At 46.2% G+C, this 14,879-nt stretch carries 17 protein-coding genes; 10 read left to right on the top strand and 7 right to left on the bottom strand.

Features of this window, described 5'->3' with window-relative positions; genetic code table 11:
• The first annotated feature begins 2 nt into the window (after nucleotides 1-2).
• The 8 genes from AC1MEO_RS15470 (at nucleotide 3) to AC1MEO_RS15435 (ending at nucleotide 5,231) form a co-directional block, all read left to right on the top strand.
• The gene (locus tag AC1MEO_RS15470; RefSeq protein WP_480331875.1) at nucleotides 3-341 is read left to right on the top strand and encodes a Na(+)/H(+) antiporter subunit C; all 339 of its coding nucleotides are present in this window, start codon (nucleotides 3-5) and stop codon (nucleotides 339-341) included.
• The gene (locus AC1MEO_RS15465) at nucleotides 334-1,818 is read left to right on the top strand and encodes a Na+/H+ antiporter subunit D (RefSeq protein WP_480331873.1); all 1,485 of its coding nucleotides are present in this window, start codon (nucleotides 334-336) and stop codon (nucleotides 1,816-1,818) included. Before AC1MEO_RS15470 ends, AC1MEO_RS15465 begins: the two co-directional genes overlap by 8 nt.
• 31 nt (nucleotides 1,819-1,849) lie before the next feature.
• Nucleotides 1,850-2,335 (top strand): Na+/H+ antiporter subunit E, encoded by a 486-nt coding sequence (locus AC1MEO_RS15460; protein WP_480331871.1) that lies wholly within the window; start codon nucleotides 1,850-1,852, stop codon nucleotides 2,333-2,335.
• On the top strand, nucleotides 2,335-2,616 hold the full coding sequence (locus AC1MEO_RS15455; RefSeq protein WP_480331869.1) for a Na(+)/H(+) antiporter subunit F1: 282 nt from the start codon (nucleotides 2,335-2,337) through the stop codon (nucleotides 2,614-2,616). The genes AC1MEO_RS15460 and AC1MEO_RS15455 overlap by 1 nt, the downstream gene beginning before the upstream one ends.
• Nucleotides 2,594-2,944 carry a Na+/H+ antiporter subunit G gene (locus AC1MEO_RS15450; protein WP_480331867.1) on the top strand — a complete coding sequence of 117 codons (351 nt, stop codon included), beginning with the start codon at nucleotides 2,594-2,596 and terminating at the stop codon, nucleotides 2,942-2,944. Before AC1MEO_RS15455 ends, AC1MEO_RS15450 begins: the two co-directional genes overlap by 23 nt.
• Before the next feature lie 166 nt (nucleotides 2,945-3,110).
• The gene (locus AC1MEO_RS15445) at nucleotides 3,111-3,806 is read left to right on the top strand and encodes a DUF1538 domain-containing protein (RefSeq protein WP_480331866.1); all 696 of its coding nucleotides are present in this window, start codon (nucleotides 3,111-3,113) and stop codon (nucleotides 3,804-3,806) included.
• Complete coding sequence (locus tag AC1MEO_RS15440; protein WP_480331864.1) at nucleotides 3,803-4,540, top strand: DUF1538 domain-containing protein; 738 nt, start codon at nucleotides 3,803-3,805, stop codon at nucleotides 4,538-4,540. The genes AC1MEO_RS15445 and AC1MEO_RS15440 overlap by 4 nt, the downstream gene beginning before the upstream one ends.
• The gene (locus AC1MEO_RS15435; RefSeq protein WP_480331862.1) at nucleotides 4,530-5,231 is read left to right on the top strand and encodes a P-II family nitrogen regulator; all 702 of its coding nucleotides are present in this window, start codon (nucleotides 4,530-4,532) and stop codon (nucleotides 5,229-5,231) included. The genes AC1MEO_RS15440 and AC1MEO_RS15435 overlap by 11 nt, the downstream gene beginning before the upstream one ends.
• 74 nt (nucleotides 5,232-5,305) lie before the next feature.
• Here AC1MEO_RS15435 and AC1MEO_RS15430 read toward each other — a convergent pair whose 3' ends face one another.
• Nucleotides 5,306-6,928 carry a catalase gene (locus AC1MEO_RS15430; RefSeq protein WP_480331860.1) on the bottom strand — a complete coding sequence of 541 codons (1,623 nt, stop codon included), beginning with the start codon at nucleotides 6,926-6,928 and terminating at the stop codon, nucleotides 5,306-5,308.
• A 170-nt stretch (nucleotides 6,929-7,098) separates the two neighbouring features.
• Between AC1MEO_RS15430 and AC1MEO_RS15425 the strand changes: the two genes are divergently transcribed.
• Nucleotides 7,099-8,289 carry a CDP-glycerol glycerophosphotransferase family protein gene (locus AC1MEO_RS15425; protein ID WP_480331858.1) on the top strand — a complete coding sequence of 397 codons (1,191 nt, stop codon included), beginning with the start codon at nucleotides 7,099-7,101 and terminating at the stop codon, nucleotides 8,287-8,289.
• A 67-nt stretch (nucleotides 8,290-8,356) separates the two neighbouring features.
• Here the strand turns inward: AC1MEO_RS15425 and AC1MEO_RS15420 are convergent, their stop codons facing one another.
• A complete protein-coding gene (locus AC1MEO_RS15420; RefSeq protein WP_480331856.1) occupies nucleotides 8,357-9,112 on the bottom strand; it encodes an exodeoxyribonuclease III in 756 nt (251 codons plus the stop codon).
• 283 nt (nucleotides 9,113-9,395) lie between these two features.
• On the opposite strand from AC1MEO_RS15420, the gene AC1MEO_RS15415 reads away from it, so the two are divergent.
• Entirely contained in the window at nucleotides 9,396-10,673 is a 1,278-nt protein-coding gene (locus AC1MEO_RS15415) for an MFS transporter (protein WP_480331854.1), read from the top strand.
• 569 nt (nucleotides 10,674-11,242) lie between these two features.
• Here the strand turns inward: AC1MEO_RS15415 and AC1MEO_RS15410 are convergent.
• From AC1MEO_RS15410 to thiM, 5 genes are all read right to left on the bottom strand, one after another.
• Entirely contained in the window at nucleotides 11,243-12,040 is a 798-nt protein-coding gene (locus tag AC1MEO_RS15410; RefSeq protein WP_480331852.1) for a YkuS family protein, read from the bottom strand.
• An 89-nt stretch (nucleotides 12,041-12,129) separates the two neighbouring features.
• Complete coding sequence (gene thiW / locus AC1MEO_RS15405) at nucleotides 12,130-12,618, bottom strand: energy coupling factor transporter S component ThiW (RefSeq protein ID WP_480331850.1); 489 nt, start codon at nucleotides 12,616-12,618, stop codon at nucleotides 12,130-12,132.
• Entirely contained in the window at nucleotides 12,615-13,268 is a 654-nt protein-coding gene (gene thiE, locus AC1MEO_RS15400; protein ID WP_480331848.1) for a thiamine phosphate synthase, read from the bottom strand. Before thiE ends, thiW begins: the two co-directional genes overlap by 4 nt.
• The gene (thiD, locus tag AC1MEO_RS15395) at nucleotides 13,252-14,097 is read right to left on the bottom strand and encodes a bifunctional hydroxymethylpyrimidine kinase/phosphomethylpyrimidine kinase (protein WP_480331846.1); all 846 of its coding nucleotides are present in this window, start codon (nucleotides 14,095-14,097) and stop codon (nucleotides 13,252-13,254) included. Before thiD ends, thiE begins: the two co-directional genes overlap by 17 nt.
• Nucleotides 14,094-14,879: a hydroxyethylthiazole kinase gene (thiM, locus tag AC1MEO_RS15390; protein ID WP_480331844.1), complete on the bottom strand. Its 786-nt coding sequence runs from the start codon at nucleotides 14,877-14,879 to the stop codon at nucleotides 14,094-14,096. Before thiM ends, thiD begins: the two co-directional genes overlap by 4 nt.

Below are 14,879 nucleotides of genomic sequence, written 5' to 3'. Positions count from 1 at the left end.
CTGTGGAATCATTGATCATCGTTTTGGTCGGCGTCCTTACCACGGTCGCCATCTATCTCGTATTATCCAAAAATATAGTTCGCGTCATATTGGGGACAGCAATTCTGTCCCACGCTGTCCATCTTTTGATCCTATCGATGGGCGGCTTGAAGCTGGGAACAGTTCCTTTGCTTGGTGAAGAAGCTGAAACCTATGCCGATGCCTTGCCTCAGGCATTGATCCTAACAGCGATTGTCATCAGTTTTGCTGTAACAGCCTTTATCCTGGTACTGGCCTATCGCGCCTATCAGGAGCTGGGAACGGATAATTTGGAAGCTATGAGAGGTTCTGATGATGAATAATATCTTAGTCTTGCCTATGCTGTTTCCGATTATAATCGGTGTATTATTGATTTTCCTCCGCACTTATGGCCGTATCCAAGCCTGGATCAGCATTGCCGCCATGGCAATAACTTCAGGCATTGCATTTTATCTTTTGCAGCTGGTTCGGGCCGATGGGATTTTCCGTCTGGATTTTGGCGGATGGGAACCGCCTTTCGGCATTTTGTTCGTCGCCGATTCCTTTTCACTGTTGCTCGTCCTGACGACCAGTATCGTAACAGTGATTTGCCTGAGCTACGCACTGATTTCCACCAGTAAAGAATTGCAGACCATGTATTTCTATCCTACGGTGTTATTTCTTGTAGCCGGCGTCAATGGTTCATTTTTAACTGGTGATCTGTTTAATTTATTCGTTTGTTTTGAAGTGATGCTGTTGTCATCTTACGTATTGCTGACCTTAGGGAATTCCAAGCGCCAGCTGCGCGAAGCCATTAAGTATGTGTCCATCAACATCGTTTCTTCCTGGTTCTTCCTGGTAGCCTTGGCTTTCCTGTACGGATCTGTCGGCACCTTAAATATGGCGCATGTGGCTGAACGGGTTGCAGAGGTGGGACAAACCCCTCTTCTGACCACCATCAGTATCGTCTTTTTAGTTGTTTTCAGCTTAAAGGCAGGTTTGCTTCTTTATTTCTGGCTTCCTGGTTCCTATAGTTCGCCGCCTATTGTCACCTCCGCTCTTTTTGGCGCTTTATTGACAAAGGTCGGCATTTACGCCCTTTTCCGTGTCTTTTCACTGATTTTTCACCATCAGCCGGAAATTACACACACCCTTATCGGCATCATGGCCGCGCTGACCTTGATCGGCGGAAGCCTGGGGGCCATCGCCTTTAATGATATCCGTACAATTGCAGCTTATAACGTTGTTATTGCTGTCGGTTTCATGCTGGTTGGATTGGCGATATCCACTCCTTCAGCAATTGAGGGAGCCATTTACTACCTCATCCATGACATGGTTGCCAAAGCTTTGCTGTTCCTGCTGGTCGGCACAATGATTACATTAAGCGGCACTTCGAAAATGGCAGGCATGAGCGGCCTCATGAAGAACTATCCGTTGCTTGGCTGGTCTTTCTTCATCTCTATGCTGTCGCTTGCAGGCATTCCGCCACTCAGCGGCTTTATCGGAAAAGTCCTGATTTCGGAAGCAGCAATCGACAGCGGTTCATACGTATTACTGGCCCTGGTACTCCTGTCAAGTATGTTCGTGCTTTATTCATTGCTCCGCGTGTTTAAAAACTGCTTCTGGGGCGAAACCATCGTCAGTAAAGAAGAGCAATTGCCTTTGCAAAAAGGCGTATTGATGCCTTGTCTCGCACTGGTATTCTTGACCATCGCCATCGGTTTAGGCACAGAAAGCATGGCGCCTTACGTCAAAGATGCCGCTGAAACATTATTGAATCCCGATTTTTATATTGATGCCGTATTAGGAAAAATACAGTAAATCCACTTTTTATTGAAAGGAGTGAATTAGCGTGCCGGCTCAGTTCCTATTAAACATCACCATTGCTTTGCTATGGACATTGCTGGTGGATGAAGATGCTTTTTATTTCACTACTTTTCTGACCGGTTATTTGATTGGTATCGGAATCCTTTTTCTTATGCACCGGTTTTTCGGAACCAAGTTCTACTTATTGCGTGTGTACTCCACCATCAAACTGCTGCTGATTTTCGTCTCAGAGCTTTTCCAATCCAGCCTGCTGATCATGAAACAGATCTTGAGCCCGAAACTTAATATAAAACCTGGAATTTTTACCTATGAACACAGTATGGAAGGGGATTATGAGTTGACCACACTCGCTCTCCTGCTGACTTTGACTCCGGGCTCTGTTGTAATGGAAGTATCTCCGGATGGAAAAATTTTCTATATCCATGCAATGGATGTAGAAACTTCACGTGACTCTGTCCTGAAGTCGATCAAGGTTTTTGAAAAAGCGATTATGGAGGTGACAAGAAATTGATGAATACGATACTGATGATTTCCCTTTCCTTGTTCATCCTGGCCATCATCCTGGCTCTTTACCGGATTATCCGCGGCCCTTCCATGCCGGACCGGGTGGTGGCATTGGATATGATTGGGGTCAACCTGATTTCAGGAGTTGCTGTATTTTCAGTCGTACTCAACACGCATGCTTTTATGGAAGTCATCCTGATTGTCGGCATTCTGGCATTTATCAGCACTCTTGCATTAGCGCGTTTTGTTGAAAGGGGCGATATTGTTGAGCATAAACACAATCGTTGAATATGCCGGGGCTTTTCTCATTCTGATCGGAAGCATCATGGCTGTAATCAGCGCAATCGGGATTCTTCGGCTTCCGGATGTCTATACACGCTCACATGCAGCGACAAAAAGCTCGACATTAGCGGTTTTGCTGTCCTTATTGGGTACCTTCATTTACTTCTGGGCATCTGAAAATTACATCAGCATCCGGCTTTTATTGGGCATAATGTTTGTCTTTTTGACAGCACCTGTCTCGGGCCACCTGATTACGCGAGCCGCTTATCGTTCAAATGTTAAATTAGCCGATTCTTCTACGGAAGATGCGTTGGAAGAGTTGTTTAAGAAATAAAGAAGAATTTCGTTCAGATTTTTGCAGCCATTACCACCAAGCACGACAAAAAGAGCATTGCCACTCCAACGAGTGCAGCAATGCTCTTTTTTACGAATAAATCAAAAGTTTATCAAGGGATTCGTAGGGAATAGGAATAAAAAACAGAAATGAGGACGGACGCTCGATGGAAAACGTTAGAGACACTTTTAAAGAAGTCGCCGCTGCCATCCTTCCGGTCACCATAGTCGTCATTCTTCTGCAAGTAGTCTTCATCAGGATGCCTTTTGAAGCAATAATCCAATTTCTTATCGGAGTTCTTTTTGTCAGCACTGGTTTTTTTCTTTTTCTTATCGGCGTCAATGCAGGGCTGTTGCCCATCGGCGAAATGATTGGCAGGAGGCTGCCCAGCACAAAAAAAGCCGGTTTTATCATCGCGACTGGATTTTTACTGGGCATTGCGGTCACTGTAGCCGAACCTGACGTGCGTGTTTTGGCCAAACAAATTGAAGAGGTTTCTGAAGGGGCTGTCAGTGCAACAATCCTTATCCTGTCTGTGTCCCTGGGTTTAGCCATCTTCGTGGCATTGGCGATGATCCGCACCATCTTTAGAATCCCCCTGCATCATTTACTCATCGGCGGTTACGCTTTAGTCTTCCTGTTGTCTTTTTTTGTCCCCGAAGCTTTTATTTCCATTTCCTTCGATTCTGGAGGTGTCACCACAGGGCCGATGGCAGTCCCTTTCATTCTGGCACTTGGCATCGGGGTAGCTTCTGTCCTGCGGTCAGAAGATGACAGTTCCGGTGAAAAATTCGGTTTGATTGGCCTGGCATCCATTGGACCGATTTTGGCTGTCATGGTATTGGGGGTGTTATTCAGGTGAACATTCATGTTTTTGAAGGATTTCAATCGGTAATGGTTGAAGTCAGCTTAGCCTTGCTCCCTCTTCTGGCTTTCTTTGCCGCATTCCAAATTTTCATGCTTAAATTGCCACTGCAGCGTGTGCTGCAAGTCGGACTCGGCTTTATTTTAGCCTTTCTCGGCCTTTCTTTTTTCCTTCAAGGGGTTCATATCGGCTTCATGCCTGTAGGCACCATGATGGGAGAAACGCTGGGAGGTTGGGAAAACAAATGGCTGTTGATCCCGATCGGCTTTATCCTTGGATTCTCTGCTACTTTTGCGGAACCCGCTGTCAGCATCATGACCGATGAGGTCGATCAGGAAACCGGTGGATACATTTCCCGGAAAATGATGCTTTATACATTATCCATGGGAGTTGGCGTCTCCATCGCTTTATCCATGTTGAGAATCTTGACCGGCTGGTCGTTATGGTATTTCATCATTCCTGGTTACCTTCTTGCATTCATCCTTGTATTTTTTTCGACCCAGACTTTCATCGGCATCGCTTTTGATTCCGGAGGCGTTGCAACCGGTCCTATGACCGTCACTTTTGTGGTTGCTGTCGCAGTCGGAATTTCAACAGCCATTGAAGGCAGCGACCCGCTGACTGATGGATTTGGAATGATTGCACTTGTTGCTCTGACACCAATTATTGCCGTCTTGATACTGGGTCTAATTTTCACTAAAAAAGGTGGGGGAAAAACCAATGATTCTTAATCACAGATTGATGATCGCCATCGTCAAAAGAGGACACTCGCGCGAAGTAATTGCCGCAGCAAAAAAAGCGGGTGTTGACGGCGCGACCATTATATACGGCGAAGGCATCGGAAGAAACGAAAAACCTACATTTTTAGGTTTGCCAGCCACCCATGAAAAGGACGTCATCTTCTTCGCCTTGGATGGGGAGCATGAAAAAGCAGTGGCAGAGGCTGTCTCGGAAGCCGGAAAATTAGGAAAGCCAGGCTACGGCCTGGGCTTTACTGTACATTTAAGTAAATTGCTTGGAGTGCCGCATTTATCAGAACGCATGGATGACCGGAAAAGAAAGAGGGGTGCTGAAGAATTGGAAACGGAATTGAAGGATTTTCAATTGATCGTAACCATTGTAAACGCCGGAGACTCGGCAGCAGTTGTTAAAGCTGCATCCAAAGCTGGTGCAGAAGGCGGAACGATTCTAAACGGGCGTGGAACAGGGGTCAACGAACAACAGAAGTTCATGAATTTCACGATTGATCCAGAAAAAGACGTGGTGCTGACGCTGGTTCCAAGCAGTTATGCAGAGAGAGTGGTCGACAGCATTGAGCAAGCTGTCGATTTGAATGCTCCTGGCAAAGGCATCGCCTTTCTCATAGAAGTCGAAAAAGTGTTCGGGGTTAACCATTCTTCACTGGCTGACCCCAAACCATAACAATGGAATTCAGAACGCAGTACAGCATAAAAAACCGATAAGCCATTAAGGCTTACCGGTTTTACAGATGAATCTTAATATGGCTTAGCTTCATGGCCTTTGGCAGCTGCGCCTTGCGCTACTTTATTGGCAGCAGGCTGGCCATATACTTTCGGTCCAGCCTTTTTCATTTCTTTATTAGCTTCCATCTTCTGCTCCATGTTTTCACGGACGAGGCGGCCATAATCTTCATCCGCCTGTGTGAAGTGATGGATCATTTCTTCCTGGATGCGAGGATCACATACCGATAATGCATCTCCCAGATTGTTGATCAACTCTTCGCGTTCCCAGTCTTCAAAGCTGCGGTAAGTCTCACCCGCTTGCCCATAGTTATTGGTGCGATCGATAGGTGCTGATACCACTTTCGCGTTATATGCCGGTTCGTGAGCCGGTGTTTCGCTTGAATCCGCTTCTGTATAGCCGCCAAGAACAGATGGTTCATAGTTGATGGACGGATTTGAAGGGTTTTCGTCAGGATTTTTCACGTCCATTCCCCCGCGCTGCTGATTGGTTGCCACACGTTTCTTCGGCGCGTTGACCGGCAACTTCAGGTAATTGGCTCCAACACGGTAACGCTGCGTATCGGAATAAGAGAACGTCCGTCCCTGCAGCATTTTGTCGTCCGAGAAATCCAGACCGTCAACAAGGACACCTGTTCCGAATGCCGCTTGCTCGATTTCAGCATGATAATCGACCGGATTGCGGTCCAATACCATCTTCCCGACTGGAAGGAATGGGAACTTATCCTGCGGCCATAATTTTGTATCGTCCAACGGATCAAAATCCAATTCTGGATGCTCATCGTCGCTCATGATTTGGACGAACAATTCCCATTCTGGATAATCCCCGTTTTCAATGGCTTCATACAGATCCTGTGTTGCGTGCCCGACGTTTTCCGCTTGGATTTCAGAAGCTTCTTTTTGCGTCAGGTTACGGATGCCCTGCTTCGGCTCCCAGTGATACTTAACCAAAACCGCTTCGCCTTTATCGTTGACCCATTTGTAGGTGTTGACGCCAGATCCCTGCATATGGCGATACGTTGCCGGGATGCCCCATGGCGAAAATAGGAATGTAATCATATGGGTCGCTTCTGGTGAACGGGCAACAAAGTCGAACATGCGCTGTGGATCTGCAATATTTGATGCTGGATCGGTTTTAAAGGCATGAATCATATCCGGGAATTTCATCGCATCACGGATAAAGAATATTTTAAGGTTGTTGCCGACTAAGTCCCAGTTGCCGTCTTCTGTGTACATTTTCACTGCAAAGCCGCGAGGGTCGCGATCAGTTTCCGGAGAATGCCTTGATCCTGCCACGGTTGAAAATCGCACCATCAGCGGTGTTTGTTTTCCTGCGCCTGAAAATACTTTTGCGCGTGTATATTTTTCTACTGGCTCATCACCGACTTTGCCATACGTTTCAAAATAACCAAATGCACCTGCGCCACGCGCATGGACAATTCGCTCCGGAATCTCTTCACGGTCGAAATGTGAGATTTTTTCAATGAAATGATAATTTTCAAGTGTAGCAGGGCCCCGGTTGCCGACAGTCCGCATATTCTGATTGTCTCTGATCGGATGGCCTTGGCGGTCCGTCAATGTTTCTTCGTTTTCGCCTGTACCCAGTTTCTTCTTTTGCTCGTCCTTATTCTCTTTCATGAATATCCTCCTCTACAATATGCTATCATTTTATATTCTTCCCATCTTCTGAAAAAATAAACGCCTAAGCAAAAAGCAACTCAAGAATTAGTTTAGGAATGAAGATAGACAAAAACAGCGTTATATGAAAAACTAAAGTAATGACAACAAGTAGAAAGCAGGGCTTTTAGATGAGTGTAGAATTAAAAGAAAAAGGGAATTGGGATTTTTTGAAGATATTCGCCAAAGTTTCAGCCGCATATCTCCTATCCTTTGTGACTAATAAAAAAAACAAAAAGAAAATTGCTTTGATTGGAGGGAATCTTGGCGAAAAGTATGAAGATAACGCCGCAGTTTATCATAGATACCTAGTGAACAATCATAAAGGCCAAGTAACTGCCTATTGGATGTACGACCCAAAAACCTCGTATGCCAAAGAACAAAAAATCGAAAATGCAGTTCCGCTCGGAAGCTTTAAAAATTACATGCTTTTTTTCCAGGCAGACTATACGTTTCACGGGCACTCTCTTCTTTATGACATTGTTCCGGCCGCAGACAAATTTCTGTTCCTCAACCGAAAAACCGTCATTACTCACGTCAGCCATGGAATTGAGGGATTCAAGAAAATCCTGATCCAAAAAGAAGATGTCCCATTGTTGAAACGCACTGATTACTTTAATTGCGCATCGCAATATGAGTATGAACTAAAGCTCAATGAGTGGAAAATTCCCGAACAGAAATTGATTATAACCGGCTTTCCCCGATTCGATCGCTATCCACCAAATCACCCTTCTCCGGAAGTTAAGAACATCTTAATGATGATGACTTGGCGCGAGTGGCTTTTTGATTTGACAAAAGAAGAATTCATCGACAGTATCTACTTCAAGAGCACAGTCGGCATACTGAAGCATGAAGGCATCCAGAAACTGCTTGCCGACCACAAGCTCAGCATGAATATTGCTTTGCATCCTTTCATGAAGAAATTCGAAAAGTATTTCACAGGCTTAACGGACAATGAACACGGCATCAGATTCCTGGACTTCAATCAGGAAACCATTGAATATTCAATCGACCACAATGATATGCTGCTGACGGATATCACCAGTGTTTCCTGGGATTTTCTGTACCTGAATAAACCGATTATCTTCTTTATGTTCGACCAACAGGAGTATTTGGAAAAAAGAGGAACTTACTTGAATATGGACACGGATCTGTATGGCTACAAAGCAGATTCCATCGATCATGTATATGAGTATCTCAAACGAATAATTGAAGAAAAAATCACCTTTAATGAATGGTATCCGAAGGCAACCGACTATATCGATTATTTCGATCAGGACAACTGCAAGCGTTTGACAAAGCGGGTTATGAATCTCGAATAGTTTCACGTGAAACTATTCAGGTGAATCATAAAGTTGAAAAAACACACTCAAAATTGAGTGTGTTTTTTTATAATTCTATTTGCAGCTCGACTGGACAATGATCCGAACCCCATACGTCTGCATGGATTTTTGCATTGCTCAGATAAGGCAGCAGCTTTTGGGAGGCGAGGAAATAATCGATTCTCCACCCTACATTCTTTTCGCGGCAATTGGAACGGTATGACCACCAGGAATAGAAGCCGGATTTTTCCGGATGGAAATGGCGGAACGTATCCACAAATCCGCTAGCTAAAAACGTTCCTAGCTTTCCGCGCTCTTCAGGTGTGAAACCTGAATTTTTCTTATTGGCCTTCGGATTCTTCAGATCGATTTCCTCATGTGCTACATTCAAATCTCCGCATAAAACAACAGGTTTACGGGCATCCAAATTTTTCACAAACGATAAAACGGCATCTTCCCATAAGAGCCGATAGTCCAATCGAAGCAACCCATGCTGAGAATTCGGCGTGTAGACCGTCATCACGTAATGGTCTTCAAACTCTAAGGTAATCAGCCGCCCCTCCGTGTCATGCTCTTCTAAACCCAAGCCATATTGGACCGATAATGGTTTTTGTTTCGTAAAAATTGCTGTACCGGAATAGCCTTTTTTTTGCGCATAATTCCAATATGTATAGTAGCCAGGCAAATCCATCTCTATCTGCCCTTCCTGCAATTTGATTTCCTGCAGACAAAAGACGTCTGCATCCACTTCAACAAAGAAATCCATGAAGCCTTTTTTCATTACAGCCCGCAGGCCATTGACATTCCATGAAATTAATTTCAAGAACAACCCTTCTTTCTTTTCCTTCATCATTTTAAAGCTTGGGGAAGCCAGACACAACAGATTGAAGATTCCGGGTCTCTTTCGAGAAGTTTAATCCAGCAAAAACTTTATTTCACTGGAGGAATCTATCTGTTTAAATATGTAAAATTTCTGTATTTTTTTAAACATTCTGCATCATTTTTAATTATCTTCTTGTACAATAAAGTTATCTATAGCAGACAGGCAGACCCGTGGATGACTGCCTTTCCACTGATTGCCAAAGCGGGACAAAGGGGATGGAATGATGAAAAAGTTTTCAAAAGAAGAAAAAAGCTGGGCCTTATATGATTGGGGAAGTTCAGCTTACTCCATCATCATCACCACAGCGGTCTTTCCCATTTACTATAAAGCCTCTGCCACCGAAGCCGGGGTCAGTTTATCCGACTCGACCGCTTATCTTGGCTACACGATTGCGATTTTCACGTTTATTTTGGCGATGATCGGTCCAATATTGGGAACTATCGCCGATTACCGGGGCATGAAGAAAAAGTTTTTTACGGCCTTCTTCCTGCTGGGCACCATCTCTACAGCCCTGCTTGCTTTTGTGCCGAGCGACAACTGGTTATTGATGCTGATCTGCTATGTCTTTGCAGCTCTTGGAGCCACCGGTGCCAACTTATTCTACGATGCATTTATTGTGGATGTCACCACAGAAAAGCGGATGAACAGCGTCTCTGCATTCGGCTATGGACTTGGCTACATTGGATCAACCATTCCATTTATCCTGTCGATCGCAATCATCCTGCTTGCCCAAAATGGCGTACTGCCGATCACTGCCACTGTCGCCAGCCGGATTGCATTTTTAATCACCGCCATTTGGTGGGTTTCCTTCTCGCTTCCGATGTTCCGGCATGTCAAGCAGCTTCATTATATTGAACGGGAACCCAATCCTGTCCATCAGAGTTTTAAACGTCTTGGAAAAACCATACGGGAAATTCGCCAGTACCGTGCCTTATTCCTATTTCTGATTGCTTACTTCTTTTATATCGATGGAGTCGGCACCATCATCTCGCTTTCAACGGCCTATGGGACTGATTTGGGGCTCAGCGCAACCAATCTCCTGATTGTCCTCTTTGTCACACAGGTCGTCGCCGCTCCCTTTGCCATCCTTTACGGCCGGTTGGCAAACCGATTCACCGGAAAAAAAATGCTCTATGTAGGAATCTGCGTTTATATTGTGGTCTGTATTTATGCATTCTTCTTGGAAACCATTACTGATTTCTGGATCTTGGCAATGCTCGTCGCAACCAGCCAAGGTGGGATTCAAGCACTCAGCCGTTCTTATTTCGGCAAGCTGGTGCCGAAAGAAAATTCCAATGAATTTTTCGGCTTCTACAATATTTTCGGCAAGTTTGCTGCCATTACTGGTCCGCTGCTGGTCGCAGTCACATCACAAGTGACAGGCAATTCCAACATGGGCGTCTTCAGCTTGGTGATCCTGTTCGTTATCGGTCTCATCGTCCTGTCCCGCGTACCCGAACCAAAACCTCATGAACCAGTAGATCAAGTGGCGGTGGAATAAAGAAAAGCGGAAGCAGCCGTTTAGCCGCGACAAGCGCTGGAAGCCTTACCGGTAATGGCGTTCGTTGCCATTGCTGGTAAGGCTGAAGCGACTCGAGCGGCTGGCTGCTGGAGCTGGACAACTAGAAAAGCGGAAGCGCCCATGTAGCTCTGACGGGCATAAGGCAGACCGGCAGTGTGGCGTTCTTTGCCACGCAGCTGGGTTGACTTATGACCCAAAGAGCTGGGCGTTGCAGCTGGACAAAGAAAAGCGGAAGCAGCCGTTTAGCCGCGACAAGCGCTGGAAGCCTTACCGGTAATGGCGTTCGTTGCCATTGCTGGTAAGGCTGAAGCGACTCGAGCGGCTGGCTGCTGGAGCTGGACAAAGAAAAGCGGAAGCGGCCAACTAAAGGAACGTAAGCTAAAAGTGCGACTTCCTGTCACAACGCTTACATGATCCGCATCCTGCGGACCTATGACGGGCATAAGACAAATCAGCGAAGTAGCAGCCGTTTGGCAAGCCGAGCAAGTAATCGACCAAAATGAAAAAGGTGTCCGCCAATCCATCTGGCGGACACCTTTTTCATTTTATTAATTTTTATTTTTATCTTCGGCTTTGACTGTCACACTGCCGGTGCTGTCTTTTTGGACAGATGCGTTGCCCAGTTCAACAACTTCGATGCCGCCTTTTTCTTTATCGGCTTCTTTGTCGGCTTTTTTAATTTCTTTTTCTACAGCTTTTTCAGCTTTTTCGTGTTCTTTTTCAGCTTTTTCTTGCTCTTTCACTTCTTTTTCAATTACTTTTTCTTGTTTCTTCAACTCTTTTTCTTCTTGTTTTTCAACACGCTTTGCCTTTAGTTCATCGGCTTTGTCTTTAGCTTTTTCTGTGATGCCGCTGGTTTTATCCTTCAACTGGTTGGCTTTTTCTTTTACCTGATCCATCGCTCCGCCAGATTTTTCTCCATCATCTTCTTTAGCGCTGGCAACTTTTTCTTTGACGATTTCCTGAAGCTCTTTGCCGCTCTTTGGTGCAAATAATAATCCGGCTGCCGCACCAATTAATGCGCCAGTAGCTGCGCCAGCCAAGAAGCCACCGCCACCTCCGCTAGTTTCATTCATTTCAGCTTCAGTTGGCTGTGGCGCTTGGATTTTACCGCCGCGCACAAGACGTTCTTCCACTTCTTCTACGATTTCATATAAGGTACGGCCCTTAGCTTCAACAAGTGACACACTCATATGATAATCACTTAAATCTTCTTGATCTCTCACAACAATAACATCGTAATCAGGAGAATCTGATTTGTCTTCCAGCATTTCTGCCTGATATCCTTTTTTCTCCAATGCTTCGCGTACTGATGTAAATGGATGTTCGACTGCAATTTTCACCATAATCTGTCCACTCCCTTTTCAAAAGTCTATATTTCTCTGTTTCCCCTCAATTACGAAATTATAAACGTCTCCCTCAAAAAATCTGCGTCTTATTGCCAGACTTTCAGGGGATCCGCCTTTATAAGACGTGGTGCTAAAATGAGGCCCAGTATAGCCCCGACCAGACTGGAAATGAAAAATGGAGGAACAAAAAATAAAGCGGCAAATTCAGTACCCAGCAAAATCCGGGCATAGGGTACGGCGACCAAAGATGCAATGATCCCAGTGCCCACCACTTCCCCTAATGCAGCCAGCCAGATTTTTCCGAACCTTGCATACATCAGCCCTGCCAGTAATGCCCCAATCATTCCTCCAGGAAAAGCCAGCAGAGACCCGGTCCCCGTCAATACTCTGACGATCCCGGTCAGAAAGGCGATCAAGACGGCGGGACCGGGCCCAAAAAGAACAGCGGCAATAACATTGATGGCATGCTGGATCGGATATGCGCGGGCAATTCCCGCAGGAAAATAAACAAAGGCGGACCCCGCCACTCCAATTGCGACGAACATTGCCATAACGATCAGTTTTTTTGTTTTCATTTCCTGGCACCTTCTTTATCGAAGGCTTTTAGAGCTGTAATCCGGGCTGCAATATCTTCCGCTTCGGTTATCGTGGATATAACGGCAATTCCTGAAACCCCGGATTTCCATACCACCCCCGCATTTCCCGGGTTAATGCCGCCAATGGCCACAATCGGCAGGTCAGGCATTTCATTTTTGACTATCAGGATCTCTTTAACGCCAGCAGGCTCCTTGGCATCGGCTTTTGAATTCGTCCCAAAGACCGGTCCCATGCCTATATAATCTGCCCCGTCCCTTACAGCTGTTTCCGCTTCCGCCAAGGAATGGACGGAAACACCCAGAATTTTTTCATTCCCTATCATTTTGCGTGCCTGCCCAGCAGCCAAATCGTCCTGGCCGACGTGTACCCCGTCCGCTCCGATTTGGCATGCCAGTTCGACCCGATCGTTGATGATGAAAGGAACGTTATAGTCACGGCACAATTGCTGGCACTGTAAAGCGAATTCGAGTAATGGTGATCCCGTCAAAGCTTCATCGCCCTTTTCACGCAATTGGAAATGGGTGATGCCTCCATCCAATGCCGCCTTCAATACAGCAACAGGGTGCTTGGCTCCCGAATTTTGTGAACCCATTATGAAATAGATTGCCGGCTTATCGAAAAACTTCAATGTTCGCCACCTCCCTGCTGCCTGACCGTCCCGCTTTATACGCTGCATGATTGGTCGGCCCATGCCCCGATCCGATATTCAATGGTTCACTAAGTGCGGCCTGGATGAATTGCTTTGCCGTATGGATGGCGTCCTGCAGCTCCTGCCCTTTCGCCAGCTGTGCGGTCACTGCCGCTGCAAATGTACAGCCTGTGCCATGTGTCTGGCCTGTCGCAATCCGGGCTGAGCGGTACAGCACCGATTCTCCGTTCATCTGCAGCAGATAATCTTCTGCATATTCCGGATCGCTTCCATGTCCGCCTTTAATGACGACAGCCTGTGCCCCCAGCAATAAAATCTTTTCAGCGGCCCGGCGGCGGCTGGCAGCATCAGTGATTGTGATGCTTGTCAGTGCTTCCGCTTCTGGAATGTTCGGCGTAATCAGCAAAGCTAAAGGCAGCAGATGAGTTTTTAATGCTTCCACTGCCTCCTGCTGCAATAAGTTTGCACCGCCCTTGGCAATCATCACTGGATCCACGACCACATTCTTCCAGTTGAATTGTTGAATCGCTCCAGCAGTTTCTTTAATAATCTCCGGATTGAACAGCATTCCCGTTTTCAAAGCATTAATTTCAAAATCACTGCCTACTGCCGCCAATTGCGCTTGAACGGCATCGGGTGTCATTGGATAGATGGCAGAGACTCCTGTCGTATTTTGTGCAGTTACCGCTGTAATGACGGATGTGCCATAGACACCCAGTTCCTGAAATGTTTTCAAATCTGCCTGGATACCGGCGCCTCCCCCTGAATCTGATCCGGCAATCGTCAAGGTTTGTGGAATCTTGCTCATAGCATTCCCTCCTGTAAATAGATATGTTCTTTTACTTCGTTGTCCGTCAGACTGGCGAGTTGATTAATGAAAGCTAGTTGAAAATCACCTGGAAGAACAGCCGTTTTTCCAGCTTTTTCACCGGCGATTGCATAAAAGCGCAGTGCGTTGCTGACAGCCTCTAAAGGATCTTCCGGCCGGACCGCAAGACAGGCAGCCACAACACTGCTCAATAAACAGCCCATTCCTGTAATTGAAGCCATGATTGGATCACCAAAAGGGATTGCCGTCACCGTTTTCCCGTCAGTGGCAATATCCGACTTTCCGGTGACTGCCACTATCAACCCCAATTCTTTGGCAGTGGAAACGGCAAGCGTTTTGATGTCCAGGAGTCCTTCTCCCGCATCAACGCCCTTTGACTCCCACTGTTCCCCAGCTACAGCTGCAAGCTCTCCTGCATTGCACCGAAGGACGCTGACGTCAACTGTGTCCAAAATTTCGCGAACTGCCTCTTTCCGGAAACTGCTGGCCCCTGCTCCAACAGGATCCAGTACAACGGGTATCCCCAAATGATTGGCCGCCTTTCCGGCAATCAGCATGCTTTTCAAGGATTCTGCCTGCAAAGTCCCGATGTTCAATGACAATGCCTGCGACAATGCAGCAAGCTCTGCCGCTTCTTCAGGCGCCTCTCCCATTATTGGGGATGCTCCGATTGCCAGCAGGCCGTTGGCTTGAAAATTGGAGACCACATGGTTGGTGATGCAGTGGACAATCGGATTTTCATTTCTTATCTGCTCAAACAT

The sequence above is a fragment of the Planococcus sp. BI3 genome, assembly GCF_056680115.1.
This window is presented reverse-complemented; position numbering and strand designations above follow the sequence as displayed.